Below are 18,577 nucleotides of genomic sequence, written 5' to 3'. Positions count from 1 at the left end.
GCGATCTTTTGCTTTTCAATATTCATTTCACGGCGCCGAACGAGAGGCCGCGCACCAGTTGTTTCTGGCTGATCCAGCCGAAGATCAGGATCGGCGCACACGCCAGGGTCGAGACCGCCGACAACTTGGCCCAGAACAACCCTTCGGGACTTGAGTAGGAGGCGATCAACGCGGTCAGCGGCGCGGCTTTCGACGAGGTCAGGTTCAGCGACCAGAAGGCCTCGTTCCAGCACAGGATCAGCGACAGCAGTACGGTCGAGGCGAGGCCACCCTTGGCGATCGGCAACAGCACGCGGACCATTTCCTGCCACAACGTGGCGCCGTCGAGACGGGCAGCTTCGAGGATGTCCTTGGGGATGTCCTTGAAGTAGGTGTAAATCATCCAGACCACGATCGGCAGGTTGATCAGCGTGTAGATCACGATCAGCGCGATACGCGTATCGAGCAGACCGAAACTCTTCGCCAGCAGGTAGATCGGCATCAGCACGCCCACCGGTGGCAGCATTTTTGTCGAGAGCATCCACAGCAGCGTGCCTTTGGTGCGCTGGGTTTCGTAGAACGCCATGGAGTAGGCGGCCGGCACCGCAATCAGCAGGCACAGCGCGGTGGCGCTGAAGGAAATCACTACCGAGTTCCAGGCGAAACTGAAGTAGTCGCTGCGCTCGTTGATGTGCAGGTAGTTCTCCAGCGTCGGCGTGAAGATGAATTGCGGGGGTGTGGCGAACGCGTCGATTTCGGTCTTGAAACTGGTCATCACCATCCAGAAGATCGGGAAGAAAATCACGATCGCGATGGCCCAGGCCAAGGTGCCGAGCAGCAGGCTTTGCAGCCGGCGGGATTGTTGGAGAGTCATGGCAGGCCTCAGGCTTTGTCAGTCAGGTTTTTGCCGATCATCCGCACCAGAATGATCGCGGCGACGTTGGCGATGACCACGGCAATCAAGCCGCCCGCCGAGGCCATGCCGACGTCGAACTGCACCAGCGCCTGGTTGTAGATCAGGTAGGCGAGGTTGGTCGAGGCGTAGCCGGGGCCACCGTTGGTGGTGGTGAAAATCTCGGCGAACACCGACAGCAGGAAGATCGTTTCGATCATCACCACTACGGCAATCGGCCTGGCCAGATGGGGCAGGGTCAGGTGCCAGAAAATCGCGATCGGGCCGGCACCGTCGAGGCGTGCGGCTTCTTTTTGCTCCTGGTCCAGCGACTGCATGGCGGTCATCAGGATCAGAATCGCGAAGGGCAGCCATTGCCACGAAACAATGATGATGATCGACAGCAACGGGTAGTGGGCGAGCCAGTCCACCGGTTGCGCGCCGAACAGTTTCCAGAGGTAGGCAAGGATTCCGGAGACCGGATGGAAAATCAGGTTCTTCCAGATCAGCGCGCCTACGGTCGGCATGATGAAGAACGGCGAGATCAGCATGACCCGCACGATGCCGCGACCGAGGAACTCGCTGGCCTCCAGCAACGCACTGATCAACACGCCGAATACCACGCTGATCAGCAACACGCTGCCGACCAGCAACAATGTATTGGTGGCGCCGGGCAGGAAGCCCGAGTCGGTCAGGAAGTAAGTGAAGTTCTCCAGCCCGACGAACTGGTTTTCGCCAGGGTAGAGCAGGTTGTAGCGGATCATCGAAAAGTAGATGGTCATGCCCAGCGGCACGATCATCCACAGCAGCAACAGGGCGACCGATGGGCTGACCAGAAACCAGCCGGGGTTGCGCACACGGCTTTTGCGCTGTGGCTGGGACAGGTCGAGGTGGGCTTTGGCAGTTGAAGTATTCATGGCGATCACAACCGAGTCATACAGACCTATGGAGATCCCATGTGGGAGCGGGCTTGCTCGCGAAAGCGCTGGATCAGTGCCATGTGTATTGGCTGGCACGAACCCTTCGCGAGCAGGCTCGCTCCCACAGGAGGCAGGAGCAAGTCGTTCAGCGGTTACTTGGGATAACCGGCGCGCTTCATCTCGCGTTCGGTGGTCTGCTGCGCGGCGGCCAGGGCTTGATCCACCGTGGTCTGGCCGATCAGCGCCGCCGAGAACAGCTTGCCAACCTGGGTGCCAACCGCCTGGAACTCAGGAATGGTCACCAATTGAATGCCAATGTACGGCACCGGTTTCAGCGTCGGTTTGCTCGGGTCAACGGCTTTCAGCGATTCCAGCGTGACCTTGGCGAACGGCGCCGCCTTCATGTACGCATCGCTGTAGGTCGACGCGCGAGTGCCCGGTGGCACGTTGGCGATGCCGTCGGTCTTGGCCACCAGTTCGCCGTATTCTTTGGACGTTGCCCAGGCACTGAACTCTTTGGCGGCGTCTTTGGCCTTGGAGCTGGTCGGAATCGCCAGCGCCCACGAATACAGCCAGGCCGAGCCTTTGTCGGTAACCTGATGCGGCGCGAAAGTGAAGCCGACGTGATCGGCAACCTTGCTTTGAGTCTTGTCGGTAACGAACGAGCCGGCGACGCTGGCGTCGACCCAGATCGCGCACTTGCCGCTGTTGAACAGCGCAAGGTTTTCGTTGAAACCGTTGCTCGATGCACCCGGCGGGCCGGATTTCTTCATGGTGTCGACGTAGAAGTTCAGCGCATTTTTCCACTCGGGGCCGTTGAATTCCGGCTGCCATTTTTCATCGAACCAGCGCGCGCCGTAGGCGTTGGCGACGGTACTGATCAGCGCCATGTTTTCGCCCCAGCCCGCCTTGCCACGCAGGCAGATGCCGTACTGTTCTTTGTCTTTGTTGGTAAGTTTCTCTGCGAACCCGGCGATTTCTTCCCAGGTCGGACGCTCCGGCATGCTCAGCCCGGCATCCTTGAACAGGTCGGTGCGGTAGTAAGTGATCGAGCTTTCCGCGTAGAACGGCAGCGCATACAGCGAACCTTTCACCGACAGGCCTTCACGCACCGACGGAAACACGTCGTCGAGGGCGTAACTGGCCGGCAGATCCTTCATTGGTTCCAGCCAGCCCTTGGCGCCCCACAGTGCCGCTTCGTACATGCCGATGGTCAACACGTCGAACTGGCCGCCCTGAGTGGCGATGTCGGTGGTCAGGCGTTGGCGCAGGACGTTTTCTTCGAGCACCACCCAATTGAGCTTGATGTCCGGATGCTCGGTCTCGAAGGTTTTCGAGAGCTTTTGCATGCGAATCATGTCGCTGTTGTTGACGGTGGCGATGGTCAGGGTCTGGGCGCCAAGGCTGACGCTGCTGAGGGTCATGCAGGTGAGGGCGAGCAGAGCTTTTGCAGTGGGTTGCATCGTGCACTCCTTTTCTGCACCCAGTGAGAGGCAGAAGGACAGTTATTGTTTTTGTGTCTTCCTGTGCAGGAAGAATGTGCACTGATTACAGCCTTCAATCGCAGGACTGACAAATCATCCCTAGCACTTTTATCGATACTTTTTTGCACTGGGGTTTGGCGGGGTAAACGCAGGGAAGGGGTTTTCAGCGGTGCTGGGCGATCGGATGTGTACAGGTTTCAGATGTTGCAATGTACTTTGTGGGAGCGAGCCTGCTCGCGAAAGGGTGGGATCAGTTGACGAATCTACCGCTGACACACCGCTTTCGCGAGCAGGCTCGCTCCCACAGGTTAGTCGGGGTTAGCCGTGGTTTTGCTCGGTCAGGCGCTGCACCGCCAGGCGACGATAGTGCGACGGCGTCATGCCTTTGAGCTGCTGAAAGCGCCGGTTGAAATTGGAAATATTGTTGAAGCCCGACTCGAAACACACGTCGGTCACCGGTTTGTCGCCATCGGCCAAAAGCTCGCAGGATTTGCTGATACGCAGGCGATTGACGAATTCGATGAAGTTACGCCCGGTGGCTTGCTTGAACACGCGACTGAAATAGGTCGGCGTCATGCCCAGGTGCTCGGCAACTTCCTCCAGCGATATGTCGCGGGCGTAATGGCTAAATATGTAATCGACCGCGCGGTTGGTCCGGTCGATGTTGTGCTCGTCGGCGAGCTGCGGAGTGGTCGCGCCGGACAGAAGCTGAAAATCATCGCTGGCCGCGAGCAGCTCCATCAGGATGAAAAAATGCCCGAGCCGGGTGATGCCTTTTGAGTCGGCAATACGCTGCATCAGCGTCATGGCCTGGCGAATGGTGTGTTTGCAGCGAAACTCGATGCCGTACTGCGCACGCTCCAGCAACGGTGCGAGGGACTTCAGCTCGGCGAAGACCTGATGGCCACCCTCGAACAGTTCATCGGTGAAATTGACCAGCATGTCGCGTTTCTCGACGACCTCATCCCCGGCAACCTGACTGATCCAGTTGTGCGGCAGATTGGGGCCGGTGAGAAACAGCGTTTCCGGATAGAAGTTGCCGATGTAATCGCCAATGAACACTTTGCCCGAACTCGCGACGATCAGGTGCAGCTCGTACTCCTTATGGAAGTGCCAGCGCACCAGCGGGCACGGGAAACCGTGCTGGCGGTAGATGATGGATAACCCGTTATGGTCATCCATCAACTCGTAAGAAGGATCGGTTACTCGGGCTGTTCGGCTCATGTCAGGACGCTTTTATTGTTATCGCCTGGCGATCATGCCCCTTTCTGCCCGCGCTGTGCCAGCGTTCGAGGAAGCGTTTCAGCTCGTTTGATACAAAGCGCGTCCATAAACCGCCTTCATGCTGTTGGCGACCCAGCAGTTGCGGACGATCTCGGATTCATCAAAAAAGTCGGTGCTGATGATGCTGCAACGTGTGACCCAGCCTCGGCTCGAGTGAAACCAGTCATTGATTTGTTTCTTGATGCCGCTGGGGCCTCCCAGCAGCGAATAGCAGGTGGCCGGCAACGACCAGATAAACGTTTCATGGGGTGTGCCCTCAAGCGATTTGCCGATATGCAGTTCGAGCGCTGCGGTGTCGGTAAAGACTCTTTTGTTCCACTTGTGCGGGATCTGCGACCAGAAATAGTTTCTGTCCTGCACTGGCGAGTAGGGCGCGGCCATGACGATGCGGCGCTTTTTACTGCTGCGTTTCAGCTGACCTATCGTACTCATCGAATCCATATGGGGAATCAGCCGCGAACCGAGGCGATTGAGCATAAAGTCACTCAGACGTTGCCGATCGAAAGGCTTGTTTCCATCACCCAATTGATGAAAGTCCAGCACGATGAATTCGTCGGGGTTTCGATCAAGGAAGTCGTCGACCGCCTCGACCAATTCCTCGAGGACGCGATGAGACTGGAAGCCATTGTGATGAAAGTAATACAGCGGGCGCTCTGGCCCGGCAGTGCAACCGAGGCGTATGTCGAATGCGCGGGCGCCGTTGTCCAGTTGCCAGGCGAATGAATCGTTCTGGCAAGTCGTCCAGTTGCCAACAATCACCTCGTAGTTGGGCGCCTTTTTATCCATGCCGCTGTTATGCGTGCCGGGCCAGACAATATCGGTCAGTTTCAGCTGGTCGATATCCAGTACGTGGCTCATCCAGGTCTGCTTGTCGAGTGTTGCGGTGGCGCTGTTCATCGTGACAACTCCTTGTCGTCATTTATCGCCCCATCCTTGGGCGATGCATTGAAATATCGGGTACCGCGCAGGTGGCACCGTCCAGTTTCACCGATTGTCGGGAAATCTCGAATACAGCATACAAACACCGAGGAACATTACCAGACGCCGCAATATCTGCTAAAAAATAGCCAATGAATGGCACTCGACAGTAACACTTAGCCGCGTCGCACTTTGTTCAGGTTTGCGCTGATGCAAAACGCAACCAGTCGGGACTCTTCGATGAAGTCGACGTTGACGACATTGCAGTTTTGCAGCCAGTCACTGTTGGCGGGGTCAAACCAGCGATCCAGCTCGGTATGAATGTCGACCGGGCCACCCAACGCCGCGTAACTGGTCGCCGACAGCGACCATGGTGCATATCGGAAGGGCGGAGAAGACATTGTTTCGGCGATGAATTTATGCAGGTCGCTGGCACTCGGAGTTTGCGTTCCAATCCATTGATGGTGGAGCTTCGGGTTGAAGTATTTTCGGTCCAGTTCATTGTGCTGTGTTGCGTGAATCAGGATTCTTTGTGTGCGGCTTATGCTCTTTAATTGTTGCAGGTTCAGGCCGTCATTGCTGGTAGGGATGATCCTGTTGCCCAGCAGTTTAATGAACATGTCGTTGAACCATGCAAAGTCAAAGGGGCGGTCTCCGTCTTTCATTTCATGGAAGTCGAGAACAATGAACTCGTCGGGGTACTCTGAGAGGAAACGCTCAATATCGGTGATCAGCTGTACAAGCGAGCGCGAAGACAAGAAGCCATTGTGCTGGAAGCGAAATTTGTTAAGTCCCACACCGCTGTTTTGATAGGTGAGCCGCAAATCCAGGGCTCTGGCGCCATTAGTCAACTGATCATAAAACGACCTGTGCTGACACGCCACCCAGTGCGCTCCCGGAATCAGGGCATACGAAGCCTTCCAGTCGCAACCGGCGTTATGAGTGCCAGGCAGGGTCAGTTTATATAACGGTAAAACATCAATGGCGCTGTTGGCACTCATCCAGTTAGTGAGTGAATAGTTACTGCTGGTCGCGGTGCTCATGATAAACGTCCCTGTGATAATCATTAAATAAGTGGCTTGCGATTTAATTAGGCAAGTCACTTGTTTTTAATTGAAGTCAGGGGTGTTAATCAATGTATTAGTTGATGCTGGATATATGTATTCTGGAGTTTCTTATCAGTCAGTCTTTATCCAGGGTGTTGCGATTCTTGGCTTCGATCCATTGCGCCATGTACTGAGTACTTTTGTGATGGTGGTGGCGCAACATGCTTCCAGTGAAGTTTGATTTTCTTGACTGAGCCAGGTTTTCCAGACAGTCCCGCAACTTGTCGATCAGTGCCGGGCCATGTACTGACTTGCGGTAACGCTCGCTCAACAACGACTGACCTGCCTGGCGGGCCTCTTCCCAGCGCTGTTCATCCCGATAAAGTTGCACGGCATTATTGGCGAAGTCCTCTGCGCTGCAGCTGATTGCACCGGGCCACGGCAGGCCGCCGTGCATGGCTTCCGCACCGATCGGTGTGGTCACGGACGGTGTTGCGCAGAGCATGGCATCGACAATCTTGCCCTTGATGCCGGCACCAAAGCGCAGCGGCGCCAGGCAAACCCGCGCGGCGGACATGACTTGCAAGGCATCTTCGGCCCAGTTCATTACATGAAAACCTTGCGCCGGATTGTGCAGGGCCGTGGCCTTGGGCGGGGTGTAGGCGCCATAGATGTGCAACTGCGCTTGCGGCAGTTGCGCGCGGATCAACGGCCAGATCGTGGTTTTCATCCAGAGCACCGCATCCCAGTTAGGTGCGTGGCGGAAATTGCCGATGCTGAGGAAATGCGCGCGCTCGGCGAAAGTGCGCGGCTCGGCTGTCGGCAGGTCGATCATCAACGGGCACCAATGCAGCAGCGCACCCGGCAGGCCGAACTCTTCGACCAGCAGTTGGATCTCGACCTGCGAAATCATCAAGTTGAGGTCGCATCGATACAGCGCGGCGATCTCACGCTTGGCGAGGTCGCTGTCGGCCATCAATTCGAATTCCTCACGCAACGCCGGCGCGAACAACGCGGTGAAATCCTGGTTGTCGGGATCGTCCTTCAAGCGCTCCTTGAGGCGCTGCTGGCGAGCGAATCGCAGGCTTTGCAGATCGGAGGTTTCCAGCACGCGCAGGGCTTGCGGGCAGTGTTTCTCGACCCGCCAGCCAAACTGCTCTTCCATCATGAATTGATCGAACAGCACGATGCCCGGCGCCAGTTCACTGATGAAGGCGTCGAAGCTGCTGTTGTTGAGTTCGATCGGCACTTCACGAATGCCCAGAGCGCTCAGGTCAGCCTTGTGTTCGCCGGGACCTGCCGGGCTGCTGACGGTGATGTTCCAGCCTTGCTCAAGAAACGTTTCGAGGATTTGCATGACATGCCCACTGGCTGCCGAAGAGCGTGGTTCGGGCCAGACGTAGCCGATGACCAGGACTTTGGTGACAGGGGATGTGTTCATGAGCAGATGTTCCTTGAAAACGGGCAGGGCAAAACAGGCGCGCAATTAGACCACAAGCCGCAGATCGACCAGTCGATCCAGACTCGTGCAACGGCTAATGATCTGGAGGTGTCTGGGTAAAAAAATCAGTTGGCGAGAATGCCTTTGACCTTGTCGCGCAGTTGATCAATGGAAAACGGTTTGCCAATGACGTGCATGTCCGCAGGCACATCGATGGTTTCGGCATAGCCGCTGGCGAACAGGACGGGCAGAGCTGGGCGCAGCTTTCGAGCCTCGGTGGCCAGTTCACGGCCATCCATGCCGGGCAGACCGACATCGGTCATCATCAGGTCGATTGTTATGGAGTGGTCCTGCAACACCTCTAATGCCTGCTCGCTGCCATCAGCCTCCAGCACCTTGAACTCCAGCTCCTCAAGCACATCGACGATGAGCATGCGCACGATGTCGTCGTCTTCTACTACAAGGATGGTGAACGCTGGGGTGGACATATTGAAGGCTCTCAAGAAATTAACGCGGGGTTTCGGCCGGTCGAATGTGCCGGGCTCTTGCATGAGTAAGTAGCGCATGGCCACAAGTTCCCGAACTGACACAAAAAAGCTTAGCTGCAGTTGGGGCGGGCAAGGATAACTGTTGGCACGTACCGGGGTGCAGGCAAAAGTGGGAAAATCCTGCTAAATCTGTAGGAAAAATGGATCCATGCCGCCATTTTGGGGCAAACTCCCTGTTTTTCACCCGATCGACAAGGCTGCCCCATGTCCTCTTCGTCTTCAGTTGATGAACAGCGGTTTCGTAAACTCCTGAGTCGCAACATCAGTCTGCCCTTGGGCGTAGGCGTGCTCAGTGCCGTGTTCTTTGTGTCGCTGATTACCTATTTGCTGTCGGTGATCCAATGGGTCGAGCACACCGATCGGGTGATCAATAACGCCAATGAAGCAGTGAAACTCACCGTCGATCTGGAAACCGGCATGCGCGGTTTTCTGCTCAGCGGTGACGAGCACTTTCTCGACCCGTACGAAACCGCCAAACCACGCATTACCGTAGCCCTCAATACGTTGCTTGAGCTGACCGCCGACAACCCGGTGCAAACCGATCGTCTGCGCCGTCTGCAGGCATTGCAGACCGAATGGGCGAACTACGCGCAGTCGATGATCGACCTGCAGCGCTCCAGCGGTGACTACAAGGCTGCCGTGAAGGCCGGGCGTGGCAAGCGCCTGACGGATGAAATCCGCAAACAGTTCGAAGATGTCATCGAAACCGAGCAAGTGCTGCGCACCACGCGTAACGAAGATGTACGCCGCACGACGATCTGGAGCATCAGCCTGTACTTGCTGTTCATTGCCGGTATCAGCGGTTTGCTCGCCTATATTGGCCGGCGCGATCTGGTCAACCTGTCGCAAAGCTACGGCGCAACGCTCGCCGCACAAGACGCCAGCGCCCTGCGTCTGGAGCAGCAGGCTTGGTTGCGCAACGGTCAGACTCAATTGGCCGAACAAGTGCTGGGGCAACTGACGCTGAACCTGTTGGGGCGCAACATTCTGCAGTTCTGCGCGCAATACCTCGGCACCGCTGTCGCGGCGTTGTACGTGCGCGAAGAACACGGTGGTCTGAAACGTGTAGCGACTTACGGGTTCTCCCGCGAGCAGGAAGAACAGGATCAGTCGATCTACAGCGGTGAAGGCATCGTCGGCCAGGTCGCGCAGCAGGCACGTCTGATTCGCCTCGATGCGGTTCCGGCGGATTATTTCAAAGTCAGCTCCGGTCTCGGCGAAGGTCTGCCGCACAGTGTGTTGGTGGTGCCGACCAGCGATGACGACCGGGTCAACGGTGTGATCGAACTGGGTTTCCTGCGCCCGCTCAGCGATCGCGATATCGAACTGCTGGAACTGATTGCCGGCAATATCGGCACGTCGATCGAAGCCGCGCGCTACCGCCAGCGGTTGCAGGAAGTGCTCGCCGAAACCCAGCAGCTCAACGAAGAGTTGCAGGTGCAGCAGGAAGAGCTGAAAACCGCCAACGAAGAACTGGAAGAACAGTCGCGGATTCTCAAGGAATCCCAGGCGCATCTGGAAACCCAGCAAGTCGAGCTGGAGCAGACCAACGAACAACTCGCCGAGCAGGCGCAAACCCTGGCCGAACAGCGCGACGCCATGGACCTGAAGAACACCGAACTGAATCAGGTTCAGGTGCAACTTGAGGAGCGTGCCGAAGAGTTGCAGCGTTCGAGCAAGTACAAATCCGAATTCCTCGCCAACATGTCGCATGAGCTGCGCACGCCGCTGAACAGCTCGTTGATTCTTGCCAAGCTGCTCGCCGAGAACCCGCAGGACAACCTCAGCGCCGAGCAGGTCAAGTTTGCCGAGTCGATTTATTCCGCCGGTAATGATTTGCTCAACCTGATCAACGACATTCTCGATATCTCCAAGGTCGAGGCCGGCAAGCTTGAGGTGATCGCCGAGAACACCAGCGTGGCGCGTCTTGCCGATGGCTTGCGCGGCGTATTCGAACCGATGGCGGCGGACAAGCGCCTGACTTTCAGTGTCGATTTGCTGCCGGGCACACCGGCGACGATGTTCACTGACCGCCAGCGCCTTGAGCAGGTAATCAAGAACCTGTTGTCCAACGCGGTGAAGTTCACCGAGCAAGGCACCGTCAGCCTGACCATCAGTGGCCAGCCGAACGACTGCGTGGCGTTCGTCGTGCGCGATTCCGGGATCGGTATTGCCGCCGATCAACAGGAAAGCATCTTCGAAGCCTTCCGTCAGGCCGATGGCACCACCAATCGCAAATACGGCGGAACGGGTCTGGGCCTGTCGATCTCGCGTGATCTGGCGACACTGCTGGGCGGCTCGATCAGCGTCACCAGCACGCCGGGGCAGGGCAGTGTGTTTACGTTGCTGATGCCGCAGCAGTACAACGAATCCGGTGAGGTATCGACTGCGCCGTTGACGTTTACCCCGCCGCCACAGGCTGCGGCCGTTGTACCTGCGGCGATGGTTTCTCCGCTGGCCCCGGTACACATCCCGCGTTTCGCCGATGACCGCGACAAGGCCCCGTTCGCCACGCGTTGCATCCTCGTGGTGGAAGATGAGCCGAACTTTGCGCACATCCTCTACGATCTGGCGCATGAACTCGGCTATCAATGCCTGGTCGCCCATGGCGCGGACGAAGGTTATGACCTCGCGCGGGAATTCATTCCTGACGCGATCCTGCTCGACATGCGCCTGCCCGACCATTCCGGTCTCACTGTGTTGCAGCGCCTGAAAGAACATGCTGAAACCCGGCACATCCCGGTGCACGTGATTTCGGTCGAAGATCGGGTCGAAGCAGCCATGCACATGGGCGCTATCGGTTACGCGGTCAAACCGACGACGCGCGAGGAGCTCAAGGATGTGTTCGCCCGTCTCGAAGCCAAGCTGACACAGAAGGTCAAACGCATTCTGCTGGTCGAAGACGACGACTTGCAGCGCGAAAGCATCGCGCGTCTGATCGGCGACGAAGACATTGAAATTACCGCAGTCGGTCTCGCCCAGGATGCTCTGGACAAGCTGCGCACGACGATTTACGACTGCATGATCATCGACTTGAAACTGCCTGACATGCTCGGCAACGATCTGCTCAAGCGCATGTCTACCGAAGACATCTGCTCGTTCCCGCCGGTGATCGTTTACACCGGGCGCAACCTGACCCGCGATGAAGAGACCGATCTGCGCAAGTACTCGCGCTCGATCATCATCAAGGGCGCGCGTTCGCCAGAGCGTTTGCTGGACGAGGTCACACTCTTTCTGCACAAAGTCGAATCGCAGTTGTCCCATGAACGGCAGAAGATGCTCAAGACCGCGCGCAGCCGCGACAAGGTCTTCGAGGGTCGCAAAGTGCTGCTGGTCGACGACGATGTGCGCAACATCTTCGCTCTGACCAGTGCACTGGAGACCAAGGGCGCAGTCGTGGTGATCGGCCGGAACGGTCGTGAGGCGATTGAAAAACTCAATGAAGTCGAGGACATCGACCTGGTGCTGATGGACGTGATGATGCCGGAAATGGATGGTTTCGAAGCCACCATTGAAATCCGCAAGGATCCGCGCTGGCGCAAGCTGCCGATCATCGCGGTGACGGCCAAGGCCATGAAGGATGATCAGGAGCGCTGCTTGCAAGCGGGCGCCAACGATTACCTGGCCAAGCCCATCGACCTGGATCGCCTGTTCTCGCTGATTCGCGTGTGGTTACCGAAGATGGAACGCATTTAGTGGAACGCAGTAGTCCCGTTGAACGAAATACCGAAATCGAATTGCGCTTGCTGATCGAGGCTATCTACCTCAAGTACAGCTACGATTTTCGCGATTATTCCGGCGCCTCGATCAAGCGCCGGGTGCAGCATGCGCTGGGGCAGTTTGAGTGCGCGACGATTTCGGCATTGCAGGAGAAAGTCCTGCATGACCCGACCGCGTTCATGCAGCTCCTGCAATTGCTGACGATCCCTGTCAGCGAGATGTTTCGCGATCCGTCGCACTTCCTCGCGATTCGCCAGGAAGTGGTGCCGTTGCTGCGCACGTATCCATCGCTGAAGATCTGGATCGCTGGTTGCAGCACGGGTGAGGAGGTCTATTCGATGGCCATTCTGCTGCGTGAAGAAGGCCTGCTCGACCGCACGATCATCTACGCCACCGACATCAATCCGCGTTCGCTGGACAAGGCGAAACAGGGGATTTTCTCGATGGAGAATGTGCGGGCCTACACCGCCAACTACCAGCAGGCCGGTGGTCAGCGCTCGTTCGCCGATTACTACACAGCAGCTTATGGGTACGCGATTTTCGACAAGAGCCTGTGCGAGAACGTGACGTTCGCCGATCACAGTCTGGCGACCGACAGTGTATTCTCCGAAACAAATTTAATTTCATGTCGTAACGTATTGATTTACTTCAATAAAAAGCTTCAGGATCGCGCCTTCGGACTGTTTCATGAGTCGCTGTGTCATCGCGGCTTTCTGGTGCTTGGCAGCAAAGAGACGCTGGATTTTTCCAGCTATGCCAACCAGTTCGAACCGCTGGTGAAACAGGAACGGATCTACCGCAAATTATGAACGAGACTGCGGAATTGCCTCGAATCGAGGCCATTGTGATGGGCGCCTCAGCCGGTGGCGTCGAGGCCTTGTTGGCGCTGCTGAGTCCGTTGCGCCAGGGCTTTGTGCTGCCGATCATTATCGTTCTGCATTTGCCGGATGATCGCCGCAGTCAGTTGGCCGAAGTGTTCGCGCGCAGGCTGGCATTGCCGGTGGCCGAAGCCTCGGATAAACAGGACATCGAAGCCGGCACCGTGTATTTCGCCACGCCCGGTTATCACCTGTCGGTAGAGCAGGATCGCAGCCTGTCGTTGAGCCTTGAAGACCGCGTGCATTATTCGCGGCCTTCAATCGATTTCCTGTTTGAGTCCGCTGCCCACGTTTACGGATCAGCGTTGGCGGCCATTTTGCTGACCGGTGCCAATCAGGATGGTGCGCGCGGTCTGGCAGAGGTCAAACACTTTGGCGGGTTGACCATCGTGCAGGATCCCGGCGACGCCCAGGTCGCCACCATGCCTCTGGCGGCGCTGAACGTTCAGCAGCCGGATCATGTCTTACCCATTCACGGCATCGGCCGTCTGCTAGTCGAGCTGGAACGAATCGCATGCTGAGTAATATTCAAGCCAAATTGCTGATCGTCGACGATCTGCCCGAGAACCTGCTGGCGCTCGAAGCGCTGATCAAACGCGAAGATCGCACCGTCTATAAGGCGTTGTCGGCGGACGAAGCCCTGTCGCTGCTGTTGCAGCACGAATTCGCCATGGCCATCCTCGACGTACAGATGCCGGGCATGAACGGCTTCGAACTCGCCGAGTTGATGCGTGGCACCGAGAAAACCAAGAACATCCCGATCATCTTCGTCAGCGCCGCCGGCCGTGAACTGAACTACGCGTTCAAGGGTTACGAAAGCGGCGCGGTGGATTTCCTGCACAAGCCGCTGGATATCCACGCGGTGAAGAGCAAGGTCAACGTCTTTGTCGATCTGTTCCGTCAGAGCAAGGCCATGAAGCAACAGGTCGAAGCACTGGAGCAGGCCCGACGCGAGCAGGAAGCGCTGCTGCAACAATTGCAGAGCACCCAGCTGGAGCTGGAGCAAGCGGTACGTATGCGCGACGACTTCATGTCAATCGTCGCCCACGAAGTGCGCACGCCGCTCAACGGCCTGATACTCGAAACCCAATTGCGCAAGATGCACCTGGCGCGGGATAACGCCGCCGCGTTCACCCTCGACAAGATGCACGCCATGGTCGATCGCGATGAGCGTCAGATCAAAAGCCTGATCCGTCTGATCGAAGACATGCTCGACGTTTCCCGCATTCGCACCGGCAAACTGTCGATCCGGCCGAGCCGTTTCGATCTGGTGCAACTGGTCAGCCATCTGCTGCAGAACTTTGCGCAACAGATCGAGGCGGCGGAAACCGAAGTCTCCTTTACCGCGACAGAGCCCGTGGAAGGTCATTGGGACGAATTCCGTATCGAGCAAGTGATCTCCAACTTGCTGACCAACGCCCTGCGCTATGGCGGTCGGAGCCCGATCCAGGTACGGGTTTATCGCGAAGGCAACGAGGCGCGGGTCGAGGTGCAGGATCGTGGTATCGGCATCAGCGCCGAGAACCAGAAACGTATTTTCCAACAGTTCGAACGGGTTTCCGCCAAGACGGTAGTCGCCGGCCTCGGGCTGGGTCTGTTCATTTCCGAGCAGATCGTCGCCGCCCATGGCGGCTCCATCGTCGTCGAGAGTGAAATCAACGAAGGCGCCCTGTTTCGCGTTTGTCTGCCGATCCAGGAAAACGGCAAATCCGACGCAACCTCTGAGTGACCGCACGGTCGTATCAGCAGCTATTGACCGAACAAAGGCTTCCCATGAGCGTAGATGCGCAAGATGTAGTACTCGTCGTCGAGGACGAACCGGTTATCTTGATGGTCCTGAGCGATTTTTTGTCAGGGCAGGGCTATCGTGTGTTGCAGGCGGAAAGCGGCGAGCAGGCTTTCGAAATTCTGGCGAGCAAGCCGCATCTGGACGTGTTGATCACCGATTTCCGTTTGCCTGGCGGCATCTCTGGCGTGCAGATCGCCGAACCTGCGGTGAAGTTGCGACCTGATCTCAAGGTGATTTTCATCAGCGGTTATCCGCAGGAAATCCGCGAGACCGGCAGCCCGATCACCCTCAAGGCGCCGATCCTCGAAAAGCCCTTTGATCTGGACGTGTTGCAGGAAAAAATCCAGGAACTGCTGGCCTGACCCCAACCTGTAGGAGCTGCCGCAGGCTGCGATCTTTTGACTTTGTTTTTAAAAGACAAGATCAAAAGATCGCAGCCTGCGGCAGCTCCTACAGGGTTGTCTGGGGTTAGCTTTTGATCATTTCGCGGACCTTCGCAGTGAGAAGGTCGAAAGTGAAGGGCTTGGTGATCATCTGCATGCCCGGGTCGAGAAAGCCGCCGCGTACCGCCGCATGCTCGGCGTAACCGGTGATGAATAACACCTTCAGACCAGGCCGGTACTGGCGCCCGACTTCGGCCAATTGCCGGCCGTTCATGCCGGGCAGACCGACATCACTGATCAGCAGATCAATCCGTTGCGTCGAGTTGAGAATCGGCACCGCGCCGTCGGCATCACTGGCTTCGACAAACGCATAGCCCAACTCACTGAGCACGCCGCTGACCAACACGCGCACAGCAGGATCGTCTTCGACAATCAATACGGTTTCGCCATCCATTGCATACGGGGTTTGCCCGCTATCAGCGACCGGTTGCTCATCTTCTTCGCCGCGAAAACGCGGCAGATACAGTCTGACGGTGGTGCCCTGATCGATTTCGCTGTCGATCGACACATGCCCGCGCGACTGCTTGCTGAAACCGTAGATCATCGACAGGCCCAACCCCGTGCCCTGGCCGATCGGCTTGGTGGTGAAAAATGGATCGAAGGCACGATTGATCACACTTTGCGGCATGCCGCTGCCGTTGTCGGTGACGCTGAGCATCACGTAATCGCCCGGTTCGAGGTTGCTGTAGGCCTCGGTGAATTCGCTCTGCAGCACCTGATTGCTGGTTTCCACCACCAGTTTGCCGCCCTCGGGCATGGCGTCGCGGGCGTTGATCACGAGGTTGAGCAGGGCGCTTTCCAGTTGATTGGGATCGGCCTCGGCGACCCACAATTTATCGTTCAGGCGCATGTCCAGATGGATGCTTTCATTGAGACTGCGTTCCAGCAGTTCGCCCATCGACAGCACCAGGGTATTCATCTGTACGGCTTTGGAGTCGAGCGACTGCCGGCGGGAAAACGCCAGTAGTCGGTGGGTCAGGCTGGCAGCGCGGTTGGCTGAGGTCACGCCAAGGTCGATCAGGCTATCGAGGTCATCCGTGCGCCCACGAGCCAGACGCCGGCGCAACAATTCCAGGCTGCCGATAATCCCGGTCAGCATGTTGTTGAAGTCGTGTGCGATGCCGCCCGTGAGCTGGCCGACCGCTTCCATTTTCTGCGACTGGCGCAATGCTTCTTCGTTATGGCGCAATTGCGCGGTGCGTTCTTCGACTTGTTGCTCAAGGGTTTCCAGCGTCGATTGCAGACGTCGTTCGCTTTCGCTGAGGTCGATCAAACGGTCGCGGGCTTCGTATTGTCGTCGTCGCCCACGCAAGGCGGCGGAGACCAGGCTGACCAGTGTCGCCGGGTGAAACGGGCGTTCAAGAAAGGTCACGTTGCCGAGCAGATTGCTCAGTTGCGAGGAGGGACCTTGTTCCTGTCCGCCGTGATGGGTGAGCAGCACGATCGGCAGATCCGACCAAGCCGGCTGCTGCTCCAGATGCATAAATAGTGCTTCGAGTTCCGGACCGCGCAAGGCTTCGGCAGAGATCAGCAACAAGCCTGCGCCGAGTTCCAGCTCGGTGCACAACCTGTCCAGCCCTGGCGTGACCAGGCCGCCATAACCGGCCTCGTTGAGAATCATCAGCGCAATCTGGCTGTCGCGACCCACGGGCGCCAGAATCAGCGCCCGTTCGGCCAGCGGCACCGAAACCGTCACAAGGTTTCTTCCTGAAGCAACGGCTTGCTTGCGCCGAGGTAGGTCGGTACGCCGCGCAACACGCCCTGAAAGGCCTCCAATGGTTCACCGATGGTCATGCCTTGCGTCGAAATGCGGTATTCGCGAATCGTCGATTCGTGGCTGCCGGTGCGTTTCTTGATGATGGAAATGGCCCGGCGAACCTTGCCCAGTGCTTCGAAATAACGCAACAGAATCACCGTGTCGGCCAGGTAAGTAATGTCGACCGGCGCCTGCATGTCGCCAACCAGACCATGCTGGGCGACGGTCATGAAAGTCGCCGCGCCTTTGCGGTTAAGGTACAGCAGCAGTTCGTGCATGTGCAGTACGAGGGCGTTTTCTTCCGGCATCGCTGCCTGATAACCGTTGATGCTGTCGATCACCACGGTTTTGATCTGGCCTTCATCGACGCAGCGGCGCACGCGATGCGAGAACTCGCCGGGCGAAAGCTCGGCGGCGTCGACCTGCTCGATCAGCAGATTGCCGGTGTCTTGCAGGGCCTTGAGATCAATGCCGATGTTCTTCATGCGCTCGAACAGCAAGCCCAGTTCTTCATCGAAAATAAACAGTGCAGCCTTTTCGCCGCGTTGCACGGCGGCAGCGGCGAAGACCATCGAGATCAATGACTTGCCGGTACCGGCAGGGCCGAGAATCAGCGTGCTGGAACCGGTTTCGATGCCGCCGCCGAGCAGCGCATCCATTTCCGGGATGCCGCTGGTCAATTGCAGGCGCGCGTAGTCGCCGCGATGTTCCGCCGCCACCAAACGTGGGAACACATGCACGCCGTCGCCCATGATGGTGAAGTCATGGAAACCGCCGCGATACTTCTGGCCACGGTATTTCACAACCCGCACACGCCGACGTTCGGCGCCGTAGTTGGGCGTCAGTTCTTCGAGGCGGATCACCCCGTGAGCGACGCTGTGCACGGTCTTGTCGAGTGATTCGGTGGTGAGGTCGTCGAGCAGCAGAACCGTGGCGTTGTAGCGTACGAAGTAATGCTTGATCGCCAGAATCTGCCGGCGATAGCGCAATGAGCTTTGCGCCAGCAGGCGAATCTCCGACAGGCTGTCGAGAACCACGCGGGTCGGTTTGACGCGTTCGACGGCCTCGAAAATCTGCTTGGTCGCTTCACCCAATTCCAGATCGGAAGAGTAGAGCAAGCTCTGCTGATGCTCGGCGTTGAGCAGGCTTTCCGGGGGCGTCAGCTCGAAAATCTCGATATTCTCGTCCAGTTCCCAGCCATGCGATGCGGCGCCCTGGCGCAATTCACGCTCGGTTTCCGACAGCGTGATGTACAGGGTGCGTTCGCCGGCAACGGAGCCCGCCCGGAGGAAGTGCAAGGCGACAGTGGTTTTGCCTGTACCGGGTTCACCCTCAAGCAAAAACACATGCCCGCGAGACAATCCACCGGCCAGGATATCGTCCAGACCTACAATGCCGGTGGCAGCTTTCGCACTGATAAACTCGTTGGATGTAGACAAAAAATGCCCTCTCATGACTACGGGAATCGAGGTCGCTGAA

General features: G+C 57.6%; 15 protein-coding genes. 5 read left to right on the top strand and 10 right to left on the bottom strand.

Annotated features, from left to right (window positions below; genetic code table 11):
• Positions 1-22 precede the first annotated feature (22 nt).
• The 8 genes from QOL84_RS05850 to QOL84_RS05815 form a co-directional block, all read right to left on the bottom strand.
• Positions 23-853, bottom strand: a complete 831-nt coding sequence (locus QOL84_RS05850; protein WP_003225143.1) for a carbohydrate ABC transporter permease — start codon at positions 851-853, stop codon at positions 23-25.
• A gap of 8 nt (positions 854-861) precedes the next feature.
• Positions 862-1,788 carry a carbohydrate ABC transporter permease gene (locus QOL84_RS05845; RefSeq protein WP_129393684.1) on the bottom strand — a complete coding sequence of 309 codons (927 nt, stop codon included), beginning with the start codon at positions 1,786-1,788 and terminating at the stop codon, positions 862-864.
• 155 nt (positions 1,789-1,943) lie between these two features.
• On the bottom strand, positions 1,944-3,254 hold the full coding sequence (locus QOL84_RS05840; RefSeq protein ID WP_129393686.1) for an ABC transporter substrate-binding protein: 1,311 nt from the start codon (positions 3,252-3,254) through the stop codon (positions 1,944-1,946).
• A gap of 339 nt (positions 3,255-3,593) precedes the next feature.
• Entirely contained in the window at positions 3,594-4,499 is a 906-nt protein-coding gene (locus QOL84_RS05835; RefSeq protein ID WP_283436537.1) for an AraC family transcriptional regulator, read from the bottom strand.
• Positions 4,500-4,577: 78 nt separating this feature from the next.
• Positions 4,578-5,456, bottom strand: a complete 879-nt coding sequence (locus tag QOL84_RS05830; protein WP_129393691.1) for a phosphatidylinositol-specific phospholipase C domain-containing protein — start codon at positions 5,454-5,456, stop codon at positions 4,578-4,580.
• Positions 5,457-5,653: 197 nt separating this feature from the next.
• Positions 5,654-6,520, bottom strand: coding sequence for a phosphatidylinositol-specific phospholipase C domain-containing protein (locus QOL84_RS05825; RefSeq protein WP_283436536.1), 867 nt, complete (start codon positions 6,518-6,520; stop codon positions 5,654-5,656).
• Positions 6,521-6,659: 139 nt separating this feature from the next.
• Positions 6,660-7,964, bottom strand: coding sequence for a glycosyltransferase (locus QOL84_RS05820; RefSeq protein ID WP_283436535.1), 1,305 nt, complete (start codon positions 7,962-7,964; stop codon positions 6,660-6,662).
• Positions 7,965-8,089: 125 nt separating this feature from the next.
• The gene (locus QOL84_RS05815) at positions 8,090-8,452 is read right to left on the bottom strand and encodes a response regulator (protein ID WP_283438627.1); all 363 of its coding nucleotides are present in this window, start codon (positions 8,450-8,452) and stop codon (positions 8,090-8,092) included.
• A 264-nt stretch (positions 8,453-8,716) separates the two neighbouring features.
• Here QOL84_RS05815 and QOL84_RS05810 point away from each other — a divergent pair, with 264 nt between their 5' ends.
• From QOL84_RS05810 to QOL84_RS05790, 5 genes are read left to right on the top strand one after another with little or no spacing between them, the layout of a single operon-like run.
• Positions 8,717-12,208 carry a response regulator gene (locus QOL84_RS05810; protein WP_283436534.1) on the top strand — a complete coding sequence of 1,164 codons (3,492 nt, stop codon included), beginning with the start codon at positions 8,717-8,719 and terminating at the stop codon, positions 12,206-12,208.
• Positions 12,208-13,041, top strand: a complete 834-nt coding sequence (locus tag QOL84_RS05805) for a CheR family methyltransferase (RefSeq protein ID WP_129393699.1) — start codon at positions 12,208-12,210, stop codon at positions 13,039-13,041. Before QOL84_RS05810 ends, QOL84_RS05805 begins: the two co-directional genes overlap by 1 nt.
• Positions 13,038-13,631, top strand: a complete 594-nt coding sequence (locus tag QOL84_RS05800; protein WP_129393701.1) for a chemotaxis protein CheB — start codon at positions 13,038-13,040, stop codon at positions 13,629-13,631. Before QOL84_RS05805 ends, QOL84_RS05800 begins: the two co-directional genes overlap by 4 nt.
• The gene (locus QOL84_RS05795; RefSeq protein ID WP_129393703.1) at positions 13,625-14,839 is read left to right on the top strand and encodes a hybrid sensor histidine kinase/response regulator; all 1,215 of its coding nucleotides are present in this window, start codon (positions 13,625-13,627) and stop codon (positions 14,837-14,839) included. Before QOL84_RS05800 ends, QOL84_RS05795 begins: the two co-directional genes overlap by 7 nt.
• Before the next feature lie 44 nt (positions 14,840-14,883).
• Positions 14,884-15,261 carry a response regulator gene (locus tag QOL84_RS05790; protein WP_283436533.1) on the top strand — a complete coding sequence of 126 codons (378 nt, stop codon included), beginning with the start codon at positions 14,884-14,886 and terminating at the stop codon, positions 15,259-15,261.
• Positions 15,262-15,367: 106 nt separating this feature from the next.
• Here the strand turns inward: QOL84_RS05790 and QOL84_RS05785 are convergent, their stop codons facing one another.
• On the bottom strand, positions 15,368-17,038 hold the full coding sequence (locus QOL84_RS05785; RefSeq protein ID WP_283436532.1) for an ATP-binding protein: 1,671 nt from the start codon (positions 17,036-17,038) through the stop codon (positions 15,368-15,370).
• Complete coding sequence (locus QOL84_RS05780) at positions 17,035-18,537, bottom strand: ATPase domain-containing protein (protein WP_283436531.1); 1,503 nt, start codon at positions 18,535-18,537, stop codon at positions 17,035-17,037. Before QOL84_RS05780 ends, QOL84_RS05785 begins: the two co-directional genes overlap by 4 nt.
• Positions 18,538-18,577: the final 40 nt, after the last annotated feature.

Source organism: Pseudomonas helmanticensis (assembly GCF_900182985.1).
Taxonomy (GTDB): domain Bacteria; phylum Pseudomonadota; class Gammaproteobacteria; order Pseudomonadales; family Pseudomonadaceae; genus Aquipseudomonas; species Aquipseudomonas helmanticensis.
This window is presented reverse-complemented; position numbering and strand designations above follow the sequence as displayed.